Here is a 15,780-nt window from a genome sequence, read left to right as displayed (position 1 = left end):
GTCAGCGCTTCATCAGGGCCTCGATCTCATCCGCCTCGATGGGGATGTGCGCCATGAGGTCGATGTTTTCCTTCTCGCCGATGAAGATGTTGTTTTCCAGTCGCACGCCCAGCTTCTCCTCGCGGATGTAGATGCCGGGCTCCACGGTGAAGACCATGCCTGCCTGCACCGGCTTCCACATGTGGCCCACATCATGCACGTCGATGCCCAGCGGGTGGGACGTGCCATGGGGAAAGTATTTCTTGTACGCCGGCCTTTCGGGGTCCTGCTTGGCCACGTCTTCGGGCGTGATCAGGCCCAGCCCCAGCAGCTCCTGCTCCATCATCCTGCCCACCTGCTCCTGGTACTCGCGGATGATGACACCCGGGCGCAGGATCCTGCAGCACTCTTTAAAGACGCGCAGCACCGCGTCATAGACCTGGCGCTGGCGCGGGGTGAACTTGCCGTTCACCGGGATCGTGCGCGTCAGGTCGGCGTTGTAGTTGCCGTAGTTCGCCGCCACATCCAGCAGCAGCATGTCGCCGTCCTGGCACTGGCAGTGGTTGGTGATGTAGTGCAGCACGCAGGCGTTGGCCCCGGTGGCGATGATCGGCGTGTACGCAAAGCCGCGCGCACGCTGGCGGATGAACTCATGGCAAAGCTCCGCCTCGATCTCAAACTCATGCACCCCCGGCTTCACAAACTTCAGCAGACGATTGAAGCCGTCTCCCGTGATGCGGATGGCCTCGTTCAGCGCCGTGATTTCATGCGGGCTCTTGATCACGCGCAGCTCGTGCATCAGCTGCGCCAGGCGGTGGTAGCGGTGCAGCGGGTACTCATGCTGGCAGCGCCGCGTGAAGCGCATCTCCCGTGTCTCCGTGGGGATGGTGGCGCGGGTGTGCTCGTTCGAGTTGAGAAACACATGGTCCGCCTGGCACATCACGCTGCGGAACTGCAGTTCAAAATCCTCCAGCCAGTGCACGCGCGCGATGCCGCTGCGCTCCTTCGCCTGCTCCTTGGTCAGCTTCTCGCCCTCCCATACGGCGATGTGCTCGTTCGTCTCCCGCACAAACAGCATCTCCCGCTGCTTCGGGTCCGCAGCGTCAGGGAACAGCACCAGAATCGTCTCCTCCTGGTCGATGCCGCTCAGGTAAAACTGGTCGCTGTTCTGGATGAAGCTCAGCGAGCCGTCCGCATTCGTCGGCAGCACGTCATTGGCATGCACAATCACGAGCGACCTTGGCGGCAGCTTCGCATACAGATGCTCACGGTTCGAGGCAAACAGTTCGGCTGGCAGGGGTTGGTAGCGCATAGGAGTTAGGGCAGGCGTCCCGCCTGCCGCTGGAGCCGAAGTTGCACGCAGCCCCGCTTCATGCACCACATTATTTCGCAGGCACCGCCTTCGGCGGATGCCGGTCGGCCTGGATCCACTGCCTGGCTTCCGTCCAGAAGGCTTCCACCGGCAGGGCAAAGGTGGTCACGCGGTCCACGCGGGCGATGTTGATGCCCACCACCTTGCCCTCCAGCGTGGCCACGGGGCCGCCCATGTCGGTGGGGAGCAGCGGGATGTCGTGCTGGAGCACTTCGGGAAAGTTGTCGCTGCGCAGGGACACACCGCCATTGGCAAAGTCCTCGCCCTCCCAGTTGTGCAGCACCTTGGTGCGGCTCGCGAGGCGGATGCGGCAGCTTTCTTCCTTCCCTTGGCGCAGGTAGCGGATGTCGATGACCTCCCCCGGCTGGCGTCCTTTGATGATGTCATACACACGGCGGGACGCTGCCACCTTTTCCCCCGCGATGGTGATGAGCAAGTCCTCCTCCTGCAAACCGGCGGCTTCGGCCGGGCTCTCGCTGGCGATCCCGACAATGCGCACGCCTTTGCCGTCCTTGGTGGGTTTTTCGTCCATGCGGATGCCCATGGCGGCCCCCTCGCCCGGAATCTTGCGTGGCTTGGCGCTCACGATGCCGATGCGTGGTGCCCCACCTCCCTCGGCCACACTGCACAGCCACTGGCCCAGGGTCAGGGCATGCGCCTCGCCAAAGGAAACCGTACGCAGGCCGGTGATGCCGACGGCCTGCGCCAGCACCAGGTCCAGCCTCGTGTCGCGGTGCACCTCGCGCAGGTCGGCAGAGCGCCCGTCGCTGAATTTGATGCGCGTTTTCTGCAGTTCGGGCACCTCGCTGGCCTTGATCAAAACGTAGCCGTCCTCACCCACGATGGTGGCGGTGCAGAGGGTGCGCCCCAGCGGGCTCTCGATGCTCGCGCAGCAGGCGGTGGTGAGCTGCCTGAGCTTTTCGACGGCGGCCAGGGTGTTCTTTCCGTTGGTGCGGTCCTCCTGCGCCAGGGGCGCACGCGGCGGGTCGGCATGCACCAGCACGGCGCAGAAAAGCAGGAGCAGGGTGGAATGAGGCAGCACCAATGACCCAACACCCCGTGCGCCAGCTGCGGCGGGCTTTCGGTCGCGAGTGACTGGCTTCCCTTTGGTCATCGCATCACTGCCCTTCATCCTGTGGTTTTTGCGCCAGCTGCACGGAAAGGTCGCGCTCCTTGCCGTGCGTGCGCAGTTTGATCTTGAGCGTGTCGCCCGCGGCGCGGGCCCGCACGGTGGCGCTGAACTGCTGCTGGTCGGTCATGGCGTCCCCGTTGACGCTCAGGATGATGTCCCCGGCCCGGATCCCGGCCTTCAGTGCCGGCGAGCCCTCGATCACGTCGGCCACCTCCAGGTCCAGGCTGTCGTTCATCACGGTCGCCACCCCCAGGTAGCCCCCCGCACCCATGCCCCAGGTTTTGATCACCTGGGACTTCTGCATCGCCTCCCAGGAGCGCAGAAAGGGGGCCATGGACACGTGCACATTCTGGTCCCGGCCCTCCCAGATCTGGCTGTGGATGCCGATGACCTCGCCGTTGAAATTAAACAGCGGCCCCCCGGAGTCGCCGCCCATCAGCACGCAGTCGCTGTGCAGGCTGTTGGCCGTCTGCTTGATGATCTTGCCCACTCTCAGCACCGGGCCGCGTGCCTTGTCAAACCCGCCGGGATGCCCCAGGGCAAAGCACCACTCTCCAGGCTGCACTTTGGCCACTTCCCGGCTCAGGCTCACATAGGGCCAGGGTTTTCCACGGTCTTTCAGCCGGGCCAGGGCGGCATCCGTCGTTTTGTCCAGCCCCAGGGATTGCGCCGTGGTCACGGTCCCGTCTTCCAAGATGATTCTCATGTCCTTCCCCGGGTCATTCGGCACATGGGCGGCCGTTAGCAGCAGCCCGTCCGCCGAAATGATCACCCCGCTGGCCGTGCCGCCTCCGGTCTGGATGGCCACCAGCGCCTGGCGCACCCGGGGCAGGAGCTTCTGCACGTCATTCTGGATTTCCTGCAGGGCGGCGATGTCTGTTTTCGGCGGCTTGTCAATGCTCTGACGCTGCTCTGCCGCGTTTGCGCGCCCACACAGCAGGGCCACGATCAGCAGAAGGTGAAATGAAGTGTGCATTTGAATCAACCAAAACCAACGGCTCAACTGCGGGAAAGTTGCCAGATTTGGCTCTTCTGTTCAAGCCAAGTCTCAGTCTTCTTCCGCCGGTTCCCACAGCTTCGTCGCCCCAGGCAGCACCGCCGAGGCGCCAGGCGGCACCAAGGCGATGACGAGATCCACCGGGATGATCACGCCATCGAGGTCACGGCGGAAATTCCGTGCATGCGCATCCGTGATGAGAATGCCATCCCGTTGGCGATACCACGTCACTCCATGCACGTCGGGATTGATGATGTGGGTATCGTCCACCCGCTCAAAGCCGTGTGCCGCGAAAAACGCCTCCGCGTCCTCCAGCGTGGCGGGCAGGTTCTCATCCTCTGGGATGAACGGCTGCTCCACCGCCATTTGCGGCTCATGGTCCGAGCCAGTGACTTTGCCCAAGTAATGGGTGCGCATCCCGAAAACATCCGTCATTACCGCCCAGCGTCGCAGATACTCTGAAGGCAGAGCCGCCCTCATCATGAGGCGGGTTTTGTTCTGAAAGGTGCGCGGGTCGAGCAGCTTTGTCTCGTCCATGATCCGGCCGTAGAAGCCGGGCAGGGTATGTTTGATGACTTTCCCCAAGGTTTCGGAGCCGTAGAGAGCATGTTCTCCGCCCACACCCATGGTGTCGGAAGGAGGTTCTTCTGCGTTCGGTTCTACGGCAAGCCGTCTCAGCTCGCCTTCACGGGCGACTGCGTATGACCGCTGCGAATTCCAGCCATAATGGATTTGCGCATCTGCTCCGCTGATACGCGCGGCTGATTGGAGCAGATCGCGAACAGCTTTTTTGGGTCCGTAATGATGACCGCCTTGGGTTTCATAATGCCAACGTAACATAGGTTACCTGGCCGTCATCTGGAAAAGTCCCGCCCCGGGAACCCTGATTCACCGGTTGAACATCCCTTCCGGCTGCGCTTCTCTCCACCCCTCACTTTCTTCCTCAAAAATACATGAACTACGACCTCATCGTCATCGGCGGCGGGCCTGCGGGCTACGTCGGAGCCATCCGCGCAGCTCAACTCGGCAAGAAAGTGGCCTGCGTCGAAAATGACCGCGCCGGGGGCACCTGCCTGAACTGGGGCTGCATTCCTACCAAGGCCCTGCTGAAAAACGCCGAGCTCTACCACACCCTGACCCACCGCGCCGAGGAGTTTGGCCTCAAGATCGGCAGCATCGAGTATGACTGGTCCAAGGTCATCGGCCGCAGCCGTGGCGTCAGCGACAAGCTCAACAAGGGCATCGAATTCCTCTTCAAAAAGAACAAGGTGGACTACCTGCGCGGCACCGCCAGCATCCCCGCCGCCGGCAAGGTGGAAGTCACCGCCGCAGACGGCAGCAAGGAGACCCACGACGCCGCCAACATCCTCATCGCCACCGGCGCCAAGAGCCGCCCCATGCCCGGCTTCCCCTTCAATGGCAAGACCGTCATCGGCAGCAAGGAGGCCCTCACCCTCGCCGAGCAGCCCAAGAGCGTCATCGTCATCGGCGCGGGCGCCATCGGCATTGAGTTCGCCTACTTCTTCAACGCCTACGGCACCAAGGTGACCGTCGTCGAAATGCTGCCTGACATCCTTCCGGTGGAAGACACCGAAGTCAGCAAGACCCTGGAAAAGAGCCTGACGAAGGCCGGCATCCGCATCCTCACCAACACCAAGGTCACCGGCACCTCCGAAGACGGCAAGGGCGTGAAGATCAGCGTCGAAGGCGCTGCCAATGAGACCCTTGAGGCAGACGTCTGCCTCGTCGCCATCGGCGTGGCCCCCGTGCTGCCCGGCGGCATCGAGCTCAAGCTCACCGAGCGCGGCTGGCTGCAGACCGACGACCGCTACCAGACCTCCGTCAAAGGCATCTACGGTGCCGGCGACATCATCGGGCCGCCCTGGCTCGCCCACGTGGCCAGCTACGAGGCTGTGCAGTGCGTGGAAGGCCTCTTCACCAAGCACAAGCCCAAGAAAGTCGGCGTCTTCCCCGGCTGCACCTACTGCCATCCGCAGGTGGCCAGCATCGGCCTCACCGAGCGCGCGGCCAAGGAGAAGGGCCTCAAGTTCAAGGTCGGCAAGTTCCCCTACGTGGCCAGCGGCAAGGCGCTCGCTGCTGCGGAGCCCGAAGGCTTCGTCAAGATCCTCTACGGCGAACCGCACGGCGAGATCATCGGCGCGCACATGATCGGCAGCGAAAGCACCGAGATGATCGCCGAGATCGGCCTCGCCATGAATCTGGAAGCCACCTGGGACGAAATCGAAGCCACCATCCACGCCCATCCGACCCTGTCGGAAATGGTCAAGGAGGCCACCGAAGTCGCCAAGGGGCATCCGATTCACGTGTAAGTAAACGGAGCTGACATTTCTGATCACTTATGCGGGCAGCCAGTGATGGCTGCCCGCTTTAGCAACAAGGCGGAGGTGGAAAAACAGGAGACGACCTGGTCAGCCGTTCCATCTCCTCTTTTCGCGCTGCGCGGGCGTTTGGATCGCTGAGAAAACTAAATCTTGCCCCTTGCGGAGCTCTGGAAGGATACAAATAGCCCGCCTCCAACAGGCGTAGCCGTGATTCCCCGATTAGATCCTGATCGAGAACATTCTGGTAACCGAAGCCTGGAAGTCCGGCTAAAATAATCGGTTTCTTCATCTTTTGAGCACGGGCAATCGTCATCTCGAGCAACCAGAAAAAGTGATGGGCGTGAACGTTCTCAAATTGCAATTGCCCATCGGTCACCGGTGTTTCGAAAGAAGTTTTTTTGCCGCCAAATTGCAGGGTAATGACCTCGCCGACTTTCAGGACCGGATTGAAAATCGCATAAGCTGAAGCCCAAGCATCGTCCGTTCGACCGTGTTGCAACAACTCCGGCATGACGTTGGAGGCAAGTGGAAATGGACTCCATGAAGGAGTCATTGTGAGGGGGGCAGTAGGCAGAACGTATTTGCGTGTCAGATCACAGCGTCTTCGTGTCTTCCAAACTGTGTCACTTTGATCTTCAACATTGATCAGCCACTCGAATTGACCGGTAAAGAAATCCGCTGTGATCTGATTCTTTTGGGGCCATTTCTTCAGAACACCTATTAGATAGCAAAAGGTGTGAACTGGTTCGGTGCTGAGTTCTTCGAAGGTGTACACATCATACGATGCAGAGTTTGAGATGCTTCTTCAAGGCCGTTGGGCTTTAGAGGCACGCTGAGATGCCGTCTTGCGTGACCGATCTTTGCCTTTATCCTCAACCAAGTGTCACTCGCTGCCCATTCACTGCTGAACATGGGCCGTCTGGATCGCACGGCGATCTCGGTGGGCACATTCGAGGATCAGTGGCGCGAGGATTACGAGTGCTGGATGTCGCATCCGGCGCGTGAACGCTTCCTGTTTATCGAAAAACTGCGACTGGTTTACTCTGGAGAGTCTGCTCTCAGACGATCTGATCGAGTTTTTGAGGTGTCTGATCTCAGAGAGAGTTGAGATTCCAGAGCGAAACTCGACAGGATCATCCCGTAGTGACATCTCCATCCTCCACCATGAACCGCCGCCAGTTCCTCCACACCGCCTCCGCCTCAGCCGCAGCCCTCGCGGCTTCCTCCTGCACCACGACCACACGCAGGGCGGACAAGCTCATCATCGACACCCACCAGCATCTCTGGGGCGGAGATTTCGTGAATCCGCCGTGGGTCAAGACAGCCCCGGAGGTGCTGCAGCACACGTTCCTCACGCCTGAGTATCAGGAAGCTTTCCACGGCCTCAACGTGAAGGCCATCTACATGGAAGTGGACGTGGCTCCGAAAGACCACATCAAGGAGGCCGACGCCATCGTCGCGCAAATCCGCGCACGCAACACGCCCACTGTCGCCGCGACCATCGGCGGGCGTCCGGCTTCTCCGGATTTCGAGAGCTACGTGCAGCGCTATGCCGGTACTGGCATCGTCAAAGGCCTGCGCCAGGTGCTGCACGGTCCTTCTACTCCACGCGGTTACTGCCTGCGCCCCGACTTTGTGCGCGGCGTGCAGACCCTCGGCAGGCACGGCCTCAACTTCGAACTCACCATGCGCCCCACGGAGCTGCACGATGCCGTGAAGCTCATCCAGCAGTGCCCGGAGACACACTTCGTCCTCGACCACTGCGGCAATGGCGACCCCAAGGCCTTCAATCCCAAGCTCGGCCCCGGCCTCCCGCGCACCTGCACTGCCGACGGCTGGAAGCGCGGCATCGATGCCGTCGCCGCGCAACCCGGCGTGATGTGCAAGATCAGCGGCATCGTCGCCTTCGTCCCACCCGGTGAATGGCGCGCTGAAGACCTCGCGCCGGTCGTCAATCACTGCCTCGACGCCTTCGGCCCCGACCGCGTCTTCTTCGGTGGCGACTGGCCCGTCTGCCTCCTCGGCAGCCGCGTGCGCGGCTGGGTTGAGGCGTTGGATCAGATCGTGGCCTCACGTCCCTTCGCCGACCAGCGCAAGCTGTGGTCGGGCAATGCGACCAGGTTTTACCAGCTATAAGCAAAGGGTTACGCTAGGTCCAAGGCGAAGCACGTGGGCCGTAGGATGGGTGTGGCGTAAGCCCGCCCGTCCATCAGCGCACGGCAACGCACCATGGCTTACGACACGCTCATCGTCGGGCGGTTTGGCGAAGAGAGTTCTGTTGGCGTGGGTAAAATTGGCACGCCAAACACACCCAACCTACGACCAGGCATCAGTCCAGCGTCTGCCGATACCTCAGCACGCCCACGATCAGCGCCACAATCGCAAACAGCCCGATCTGCCACAGTTGCAGCGAGATGTCCGCAAAGGTGTTCCCCTTCAGCAGCACTCCGCGCACGATGCGCAGGAAGTGCGTCAGCGGCAGCACCTCGCCGATGGCCTGCGCCCACTGCGGCATGCCCCGGAAGGGAAACATGAAGCCCGAAAGCAGCAGGGAAGGGAGGAAGAAAAAGAACGAGCCCTGCACCGCCTGCAGCTGGTTGGTCGCCAGCGTGGAGAAGGTGATGCCCACCGCGAGATTGGCCGCGATGAACACAAACGCCGCCACAAACAGCAGCCCGATGTTTCCCACAAACGGCACGTGAAACAGGAAATGCGCCGCGAGCAAAATGAGCACCACCTGGATGTAGCCCACAAACAGGTAGGGGATGATCTTCCCCAGCAGCACTTCAAACGGCCTCGTGGGCATCGAGAGCAGATTCTCCATCGTGCCGCGCTCCCGCTCGCGCGTGATCGCCAGCGCCGTGATCATGACCATCGTCATCGTCAGCACCACGCCCATGAGGCCGGGCACGATGTTGTACTGCGTGATCGCCTCGGGATTGTACAGCGCATGGATGCGCAGATCGATGGGCGCATCACTCTGCGCCAGGTAAGACAGCGGGCCTTTGAAGTCGTTGATGAGCGCCGTGGTCAGCAGCGGGCGCAGGATGTTGATGGCGTTGCTCGTCGCGGCAGGATCGGTGGCATCCGCTTCGATCAGCACGGTCGGCTTGTCCCCGCGCAGCAGGTCGCGTGAAAAATCCTGCGGGATGGTGATGACAAACTGCACCTCCCCATGCTCAAGCACTTCGCGTGCCTCATCCTCGCTCCGCACCTGCCGCACAAACTCGTAGTAGCCGCTGTTGCGGATGGCGCTCAGCAGCGTGCGCGCCTGCGGACCGTGGTCGTTCACCAGCACGGCGGCAGGCAGGTGCTTGGGGTCGGAGTTGATGGCATAGCCAAACAGCATGAGCTGCAGCAGCGGAATGCCCACCATCATGCCAAAGGTCACTCGGTCCCGCCGCATCTGGATGAACTCCTTGATGATGATCGCCAGGAAGCGCGTGATGGAAAAGTAGCGCTTCATGCGGCAGCAAAGTTGTCCTTCGATTGGTCCATCAGGTGGATGAACACGTCCTCCAGCCCGGAGCGGATCAGCGTCCATTCATGATCCTTGCGGAAAGGTGCGATGGCCTGCTCCAAAGCCGCTGCATCGCCACCGCTGACATGCAGCGAAGTGCCAAAGGCCACCGCCTGATGCACGCCCGGCTTTCCACGGAGCGCCCCGGCAAGCTTCAGCAGATCGCCGCCTTTGACCTGCCAGGTGGTGAGATGCGCACTCTCAATCACCTGCTGCACCGTGCCGTGGGTGAGCAGATCGCCATACGCGATGTAGGCCAGCCGGTGGCAGCGCTCGGCCTCGTCCATGTAGTGCGTGGTGATGAGAAACGTGAGACCCTCGGCGGCCAGCTGGTGGATCTGCTCCCAGAAATCTCGCCGCGCCTTTGGGTCCACGCCGGCGGTGGGTTCGTCCAGCAGCAGCAGCTTGGGCTCATGGATCAGGCAGGCCGCCAGCGCCAGCCGCTGCTTCCACCCGCCGGACAGCTGCCCTGCCAGCTGGCGGTCACGTCCGGCCAGACCCAGGCGCTCAATGGAGGCGGCCACTGCATCCCTGCGGTTTTTCACGCCATACATCCGCGCCACAAAATCCAGATTCTCGCGGATGCTCAGGTCCTCGTAAAAGCTGAAGCGCTGCGTCATGTAGCCCACCTGCTTTTTGATCTCCTCGCTCTGTTTGATGACATCAAATCCCAGGCACGAGCCGCTGCCTTCGTCCGCCTTCAGCAGACCGCACAGCATGCGGATAAAGGTGGTCTTGCCGCTGCCGTTCGGGCCCAGGAATCCGTAGATTTCTCCGGTGCGCACCTGCAGGTCGATCTCGTTCACAACGGTGCGCGTGCCGAATCTCTTCGTCATGCCCTTCACGTCGATGGCCAGTTCCTCGCTCATCTTCAGGGCGCAAATTCGACATCCACCGGCTGTCCAGGATGCAGCTTGGCCGCCACCGCATCGTCAAACTTCAGCTCAATCATGAACACCAGCTTGCTGCGGTTTTCCTGGCTGTAGATCACCGGCGGCGTGTATTCGGCCTGCGCCGCGATGAAGCTCACCCTGGCCTGCAGCGCCTCAGCCGCCCCATCCAGACGCACCTTCACCGCGTCGCCTGCCTTCAGCTTCGTCAGCCGTGTTTGTGGCACAAAGGTGCGCACCTTGATGTTCGCCGGCGGCAGCAGGGAAACGACGGGCCGGTTCGCCGCCACCATCTCGCCCTCGCGATACAGCGTGTCATTCACCACGCCGGCCTGCGGGGCGCTCTGCTGCTTCTGCGAGAGGTCCCACGCCGCCTTGGCCAGCGTGGCCTCGCGTGCCTTGACCTCCGCCTCCAGCGCCGCCACCGCATCGCTGCGCAGGCCCAGCGCGGCGGTTTTCAGGTCCGCCTCCAGCTGCTCCACGCGCCGCTGGTTTTGGATGTTCAGGCTGCGGGCCTGGTCCGTGCTTTCCACCGCCACCGCCCCCGATTTCGTCAGATCCATCTGCCGCGCGAACTCGATTTCCGAGAGCGCCAGCGCCTCACGCGCCTGCTTCAGCTGCGCCTCCAGAGACGCGATCTCCGTCGGTCTCTTGCCCTTCTTTGCATCTGCCAGCGTGTTGTTCGCCTGCTGCAGCCGGTGCGCTGCTTCATCACGCGCCGCTGTCTCCGCCACATCCTCCAGCGCAAACAGCACATCTCCCGCCTTCACCTGCGCGCCACGCTGCACGTGCAGCTTCGTCAGCCTTCCGCCCAGCGGCGCAGACACATACACAAACTCACCCTCCACATACCCCTGCAGCACATTCGACGGCGGCTTCTCGCAGCCCAAAAGCCCGACGATCATGACCAGGACGCCGAGGGAGAGATACAGCTGCTTCATGATGGGATGGAGAATGGCACACCGGTTACCCCGTTATGCGTGAGTTGCAAGATGTGGCCGCCTACGCTTCAAGGCCAGGCTCGACTTTCTCACTCGCTGCTTCAATGTGATCGTCCGATGAGCACGTCAGACGCAACGGATCATTCGCTGGCCGCAGTCAACGCGGAACTGACTCCGGCGGACAAAATTCAGCTCCTTCGACAGATGCACCGCATCCGTGCCTTTGAAATAACGGCATTGCAGCATTACCAGGCTGGCCGCATGGGCGGCTTCCTCATTCTGCAGATCGGTCAGGAAGCCATACCGGTGGCCGTCCGCTCCATGATGGGTCCGCAGGATCATAGCATCTGCAGCCTTCGTGGCATGGGCACTGCCATCGTGTCGGGAATGAGCATGCGGGAGGGCATGGCGGAGCTGTTTGGCAAGGCCACAGGCTGCGCCCGGGGCAGGGGAGGCCTCTTCGGCTTCTACGCTCCCGAGCATCGTCACTGGGGTGGCCACGGCTATGCCGCCACACAAACGGCCCTGGCGGCAGGTCTCGCCTTTGGACTCAAACATCAGGAAAAACGCGGTGCGGTGTTCTGCTTTCTTGGCGATGGCGCCGTGAACCAGGGCACCTTTCACGAGTCATTGAATCTCGCCTCCCTCTTCAGCCTTCCGGTGATCTATCTCATTGAAAACAACGGCTACGCCATGGGCACCTCGGTCAAGCGCTCCTCCGCTTTTGAAGGTTCGCTGGCCCCGCGCTGCGGGCTACAACATCGAGTGGGATCTCATCAATGGCGACAGCGTCTATGAAATTCGCACAAAGCTGCAGCCCGCCATCGAGCGCGCCTATCGCGATCAGCGCCCCAGCGTTCTGGAGATCGCGACCTGCCGCTTCGAAGGGTTCACCGTCGCGGACGCCAACAAGTTCAAGTATCGGACGAAACTTGAAGTCGAAGACCGGTGCCAAAACCACGATCCCTTGCAACTCTGGGCGGCCCAGTTGCAGAGCGAGAATGTGGTGGATCAGCAGGCTGTGAAGCGCATCAGATCAGTCGCCTTGGCGGAAGCCAGGGCTGCGGCTGAATTTGCCAAATCGAGCCCCTGCCTGCCTCCTGCCGCAATCATGACCGACATCTACTGGGAGGTCGATTGCGCCACTGCAGCAGGCACCACGGGACGTCATCTTTTCAGCCCGTGATGCTCGCAGCGGGCGGGCTCACTTCACCACACCCAGCACCTCCAGCTCATGGATGGACCAGTAGGTCCCCTTCACCTCGCCGGTCTGTGAGATGCGGATCGCTTTGGCCTTCATCGGCTTCGGGAAAAGATACTCCACAGATCCTGCCTCGCCTTTGCCCTGCAGCACGGGCTTCTCCCATTCGGTGCCGTTGAGTGAGAGCTCAATCTTGTACTGGCGCGGGTAATCATTGTGGGACTTGCCGGTGTCGAGCACGAGGCCGGAGATGTCGGTGGCTTCGGGCAGCTCAATTTGAAACCACATGTCCGGCGTCTGCGGCTTGTGGGTGTCCCAGCGCGTGGTGATGTCTCCATCAATGGACTTGCCAGCCTCCTTCTCCCCGTGGCTGGCGCTGAGCTTCCACGCGCTGCGGTTCTTCAGCGGCTGCGGATACAGCGCCTGCAGCTCCTCGATGGTCCAGGCCGTGGTGCGCTTGGAGAGTTCCTTGCGCAGCTTTTCCACTTCCTTCTTTTGCACCAGCTTGCCGTTGTTGCCAAAGGCCTTGCGGATGTAGCTGGTCACGTCGGCGATCCACTGGTCGTTGTTGCTGGACATCGGCACCATCTGCGCCTCGTAGGTCTTGCCGTTGATGGGTCCGGTGAGGCCGTTCATCATCACGCGCACGATCGCGTCTCCCTGAACAGCTGTCTTGGAGCCTGCAAGCGGCGGAGCCAGCGTCGCGCCTTCACGGCCTGCAATCGGCATGCCCGCGCCATCAAAGCCATGGCAGGCGAAACACAGCGAGCGGTAGATCTCCTGACCGCGCTCCAGCTGCTTCTTCTCATCCTTGCTGAAGCTGCCGCTGATCTTGGGGGCCTCCACCAGAAGCTGTGCGCCGATTTCTCTCACACCCAGGCTGCTCGATGTCATCAGCACCGTCTGCGCCTCCAGCTTCCAGTTGGGCCAGTTCAAAAGTCGGCTGGTGTAGAGCGTCTGCAGCACCACGGTCGGATCTTTGTCGGTGCGCATCGCCTTGATGTCGGCGACCAGCGCCGTGTCACCCTTTTTAAGCAGCGTCTCCGCCACGCGGATGCCACTCGCACGCATTTGCGGATGCTCGTCCTTCATCGCCGTGCGGATGATTTCAGGCGTCAAGGCGTCCAGCCCTTCCAGCGTCCACAGTGCATGCAGGCGGGCCAGGTGGTTCTCATGCTTCGCCGCCATCTCAATGAGGGCAGGCACCACGGACTTGTCGTTCTTCACCACCAGCATGCGCTGTGCGGTGTCGCGCCAGAAGCCGTTCGGATGCGTGAGATGCGCCACCAGCTGCGCGGGTGTTTCACCGATCATCTTCGGCTGCGGACCCGGCTTGAAATCCTTGTGCACCAGACGCCACACGCGGCCGTGGCCGATGACGTGCTGCATGCCGGTGGGCTCGATGGCACCGCGCAGGAAGCTGCCCGGCTTCACCCAGTTGCCTTCCTGAATGATGCCGCGATACGCGTCCACGATGTAGAGGCAGCCATCAGGGCCGGTCGTCATGTTCAGCGGGCGGAAGTTCGGGTCGCTGCTGCGGATGAACTCGCTCATCTGTTCCTCATACGGATTCGTCACCGTGGTGATGCCATCCTTCATCTCCACAATCGAACGCCGGATCAAACGCCCCACCGGCTCCGGCAGAAACACATTCCCATACAGCTCCTTCGGCAGGCGGTCACCCCGATAGACGGTCTGCCCCGCGCAGCCGGTGAAGTGGTTCAGGCGCAGATCCTCCGGGGAGTGGAAACGCCCCGGCCCGCCCTGAAAATCTCCCAGCGCCACGATGGGCCACACGGTGTCGTATTTCTCGCTCTTCTGCTGCGGCACATTGATCGCCGCGTAGAGGATCGGTGCCTGGTAGTTCCACAGGCCCTTTTCACCACCGGCGTTGCTCCACCACATCTTGCCGTAGTCATCCTGCGCCAGCCCCCACTGCCCGCCATTGGGCGCGGTGTTTTCCTTCAGCGGTGCTTCTTTGCCATTCCAGCGCAGGCGGTAGCCGTTGTAGGTGGTGTAGATCCAGTTGTCCAATCCCCACACCAGTCCGCTCGGCTGATGCTCCATGTTCCCGCCGCGCGGTCCGCCCACATACCAGGGTGCCTGCTCATCCGCCACGCCGTCGCCGTTTGCATCGCGATGCAGCGTGATGTCGTTTGTGTCCGTGATGCCCACCAGCACCCGGTCATCCAGCGGCAGCACCATGCGCGGCAGCAGGATGTTGTCCATATAGACGCTGTGCTTGTCAAAGACCCCATCACCCTTCGTCGATTCATGCAGCGAGATGCGGCTCTTCGGTGTCAGCTCGTCCGTGCCGTCGATGTCCTGCATGTACGTCCGCATCTCCACCACATACATTTTGCCATTGCCATCAAACGCGATCGCCGTCGGCTCCTTGATGATCGGATCGCTCAGCACCAGCTCCAATGAATAGCCGTTCGGCAGCTCGATCGTTTTCAGCTCCTCCTCAGGGCTCAGCGCCTTGATGGGAAAGGTGTAGGTCGGCTTGGTCTGCGCAAACGCGGCGGCGCTGGCGAAGAGGAGGCAGGAGAGAATACGGAGGTTCATGACGGACGGTGGTTGAAATATCGCCATAACATACTCCTGAAGCCCCTCGTTCGTTTGGTGACAGGCTGCCAATCTTTGTTAAAATCCGGCCATGCCGCTGCCGCGCCTCCAAGCCGATTTCTTCGCCCGGATCGCCGATCCCCAGGGCGTCCGCGCCATCTTTGAGCACATGCCCGGCGTCTTCTTTTTCATGAAGGACGACCGGGGCCGCCACATCGCCGCCAACAGCGCCACCTTCCAGCGTTTCGGCATCAGGAGCGAGCGCGAACTCGTCGGCGCCATGGATGAAAAATTCTTCCCGCCTGAAGTCGCCAAGGCCTACCGCGAGGACGATCAAAAAGTCATCCGCAGCGGCAGGCCGCTCATCAACCGCCTCGAAGTCTGGTATGATGAGCAGCGCAATCTGAACTGGTTCCTCTGCACCAAGCTGCCGGTGAAGGACAGGCGCGGCAAAGTCATCGGTGTCATGGGCATCACCCGCCGCGATGAAGACCGCATGCGCCATCACGACGTGCGCGAGGTCGCCGCCGCCATGCATTTTGCAGACGAGCACTGCCAGGAGGCCGTGACCACCGGAGATCTCGCCCGCGCTGTGGGCGTCTCAGAGCGCCACCTGCACCGCAAGCTCCGCGCCGCCCTCGGCCTCAGCCCCTACGAGCTGCTCCTCCGCACGCGCATTCAGTCCGCCGCCGAGGCCCTGGCCAAATCCTCCACGCCCATCATCCAGATCGCCCTCGATCACGGTTTCTGCGATCAAAGCGCCTTCACCCAGCAGTTCCGCAAACGCACCGGCATGACACCCCGGGAGTTTCGCCGCAGGCATCAGGGGTGACCAGCT

General features: G+C 61.8%; 14 protein-coding genes. 5 read left to right on the top strand and 9 right to left on the bottom strand.

Annotation, left to right across the window (positions count from 1 at the left end; genetic code table 11):
• Position 1: 1 nt before the first annotated feature.
• From ACFQDI_RS16095 to ACFQDI_RS16080, 4 genes are all read right to left on the bottom strand, one after another.
• Positions 2–1,291: an aminopeptidase P family protein gene (locus ACFQDI_RS16095; RefSeq protein WP_377168574.1), complete on the bottom strand. Its 1,290-nt coding sequence runs from the start codon at positions 1,289–1,291 to the stop codon at positions 2–4.
• A gap of 70 nt (positions 1,292–1,361) precedes the next feature.
• Entirely contained in the window at positions 1,362–2,483 is a 1,122-nt protein-coding gene (locus ACFQDI_RS16090) for a PDZ domain-containing protein (protein ID WP_377168572.1), read from the bottom strand.
• A complete protein-coding gene (locus ACFQDI_RS16085; protein ID WP_377168570.1) occupies positions 2,470–3,459 on the bottom strand; it encodes a S1C family serine protease in 990 nt (329 codons plus the stop codon). The genes ACFQDI_RS16090 and ACFQDI_RS16085 overlap by 14 nt, the downstream gene beginning before the upstream one ends.
• Before the next feature lie 72 nt (positions 3,460–3,531).
• Positions 3,532–4,320: a hypothetical protein gene (locus ACFQDI_RS16080; protein ID WP_377168568.1), complete on the bottom strand. Its 789-nt coding sequence runs from the start codon at positions 4,318–4,320 to the stop codon at positions 3,532–3,534.
• Positions 4,321–4,433: 113 nt separating this feature from the next.
• Between ACFQDI_RS16080 and lpdA the strand changes: the two genes are divergently transcribed.
• Positions 4,434–5,810 carry a dihydrolipoyl dehydrogenase gene (lpdA, locus tag ACFQDI_RS16075; protein ID WP_377168566.1) on the top strand — a complete coding sequence of 459 codons (1,377 nt, stop codon included), beginning with the start codon at positions 4,434–4,436 and terminating at the stop codon, positions 5,808–5,810.
• A 58-nt stretch (positions 5,811–5,868) separates the two neighbouring features.
• On the opposite strand, the gene ACFQDI_RS16070 is transcribed toward lpdA, so the two are convergent.
• On the bottom strand, positions 5,869–6,597 hold the full coding sequence (locus ACFQDI_RS16070) for a hypothetical protein (RefSeq protein WP_377168564.1): 729 nt from the start codon (positions 6,595–6,597) through the stop codon (positions 5,869–5,871).
• Between the two features lie 389 nt (positions 6,598–6,986).
• Here ACFQDI_RS16070 and ACFQDI_RS16065 point away from each other — a divergent pair, with 389 nt between their 5' ends.
• Entirely contained in the window at positions 6,987–7,958 is a 972-nt protein-coding gene (locus ACFQDI_RS16065; RefSeq protein ID WP_377168562.1) for an amidohydrolase family protein, read from the top strand.
• Between the two features lie 193 nt (positions 7,959–8,151).
• On the opposite strand, the gene ACFQDI_RS16060 is transcribed toward ACFQDI_RS16065, so the two are convergent.
• From ACFQDI_RS16060 to ACFQDI_RS16050, 3 genes are read right to left on the bottom strand one after another with little or no spacing between them, the layout of a single operon-like run.
• On the bottom strand, positions 8,152–9,288 hold the full coding sequence (locus tag ACFQDI_RS16060; protein WP_377168560.1) for an ABC transporter permease: 1,137 nt from the start codon (positions 9,286–9,288) through the stop codon (positions 8,152–8,154).
• On the bottom strand, positions 9,285–10,211 hold the full coding sequence (locus ACFQDI_RS16055; RefSeq protein ID WP_377168558.1) for an ABC transporter ATP-binding protein: 927 nt from the start codon (positions 10,209–10,211) through the stop codon (positions 9,285–9,287). Before ACFQDI_RS16055 ends, ACFQDI_RS16060 begins: the two co-directional genes overlap by 4 nt.
• A gap of 2 nt (positions 10,212–10,213) precedes the next feature.
• Positions 10,214–11,173: an HlyD family secretion protein gene (locus ACFQDI_RS16050; RefSeq protein ID WP_377168556.1), complete on the bottom strand. Its 960-nt coding sequence runs from the start codon at positions 11,171–11,173 to the stop codon at positions 10,214–10,216.
• A gap of 117 nt (positions 11,174–11,290) precedes the next feature.
• Between ACFQDI_RS16050 and ACFQDI_RS16045 the strand changes: the two genes are divergently transcribed.
• Positions 11,291–11,971 (top strand): thiamine pyrophosphate-dependent enzyme, encoded by a 681-nt coding sequence (locus ACFQDI_RS16045; protein ID WP_377168554.1) that lies wholly within the window; start codon positions 11,291–11,293, stop codon positions 11,969–11,971.
• A complete protein-coding gene (locus ACFQDI_RS16040; protein WP_377168552.1) occupies positions 11,898–12,359 on the top strand; it encodes a thiamine pyrophosphate-dependent enzyme in 462 nt (153 codons plus the stop codon). The genes ACFQDI_RS16045 and ACFQDI_RS16040 overlap by 74 nt, the downstream gene beginning before the upstream one ends.
• An 18-nt stretch (positions 12,360–12,377) precedes the next feature.
• Here the strand turns inward: ACFQDI_RS16040 and ACFQDI_RS16035 are convergent, their stop codons facing one another.
• Entirely contained in the window at positions 12,378–14,942 is a 2,565-nt protein-coding gene (locus tag ACFQDI_RS16035) for a DUF7133 domain-containing protein (protein ID WP_377168550.1), read from the bottom strand.
• Positions 14,943–15,033: 91 nt separating this feature from the next.
• Between ACFQDI_RS16035 and ACFQDI_RS16030 the strand changes: the two genes are divergently transcribed.
• Positions 15,034–15,774 (top strand): AraC family transcriptional regulator, encoded by a 741-nt coding sequence (locus tag ACFQDI_RS16030; protein WP_377168548.1) that lies wholly within the window; start codon positions 15,034–15,036, stop codon positions 15,772–15,774.
• The last annotated feature ends 6 nt before the right edge of the window (positions 15,775–15,780 follow it).

Origin of the sequence: Prosthecobacter fluviatilis (assembly GCF_042655725.1) — a bacterium.
GTDB lineage: Bacteria > Verrucomicrobiota > Verrucomicrobiia > Verrucomicrobiales > Verrucomicrobiaceae > Prosthecobacter > Prosthecobacter fluviatilis.
The sequence above is the reverse complement of the archived record's forward strand: the minus strand, read 5'-3'. Positions and strand labels throughout refer to the sequence as shown.

What these genes read in the sequence shown, in the direction of transcription:
- lpdA (WP_377168566.1), top strand. Translation starts at nt 4,434, where the DNA reads ATGAACTACGACCTCATCGTCATCGGCGGCGGGCCTGCGGGCTACGTC.
- ACFQDI_RS16090 (WP_377168572.1), bottom strand. Translation starts at nt 2,483, where the DNA reads ATGAAGGGCAGTGATGCGATGACCAAAGGGAAGCCAGTCACTCGCGAC.
- ACFQDI_RS16050 (WP_377168556.1), bottom strand. Translation starts at nt 11,173, where the DNA reads ATGAAGCAGCTGTATCTCTCCCTCGGCGTCCTGGTCATGATCGTCGGG.
- ACFQDI_RS16030 (WP_377168548.1), top strand. Translation starts at nt 15,034, where the DNA reads ATGCCGCTGCCGCGCCTCCAAGCCGATTTCTTCGCCCGGATCGCCGAT.
- ACFQDI_RS16065 (WP_377168562.1), top strand. Translation starts at nt 6,987, where the DNA reads ATGAACCGCCGCCAGTTCCTCCACACCGCCTCCGCCTCAGCCGCAGCC.
- ACFQDI_RS16055 (WP_377168558.1), bottom strand. Translation starts at nt 10,211, where the DNA reads ATGAGCGAGGAACTGGCCATCGACGTGAAGGGCATGACGAAGAGATTC.
- ACFQDI_RS16035 (WP_377168550.1), bottom strand. Translation starts at nt 14,942, where the DNA reads ATGAACCTCCGTATTCTCTCCTGCCTCCTCTTCGCCAGCGCCGCCGCG.
- ACFQDI_RS16060 (WP_377168560.1), bottom strand. Translation starts at nt 9,288, where the DNA reads ATGAAGCGCTACTTTTCCATCACGCGCTTCCTGGCGATCATCATCAAG.
- ACFQDI_RS16095 (WP_377168574.1), bottom strand. Translation starts at nt 1,291, where the DNA reads ATGCGCTACCAACCCCTGCCAGCCGAACTGTTTGCCTCGAACCGTGAG.
- ACFQDI_RS16080 (WP_377168568.1), bottom strand. Translation starts at nt 4,320, where the DNA reads ATGTTACGTTGGCATTATGAAACCCAAGGCGGTCATCATTACGGACCC.
- ACFQDI_RS16045 (WP_377168554.1), top strand. Translation starts at nt 11,291, where the DNA reads ATGAGCACGTCAGACGCAACGGATCATTCGCTGGCCGCAGTCAACGCG.
- ACFQDI_RS16085 (WP_377168570.1), bottom strand. Translation starts at nt 3,459, where the DNA reads ATGCACACTTCATTTCACCTTCTGCTGATCGTGGCCCTGCTGTGTGGG.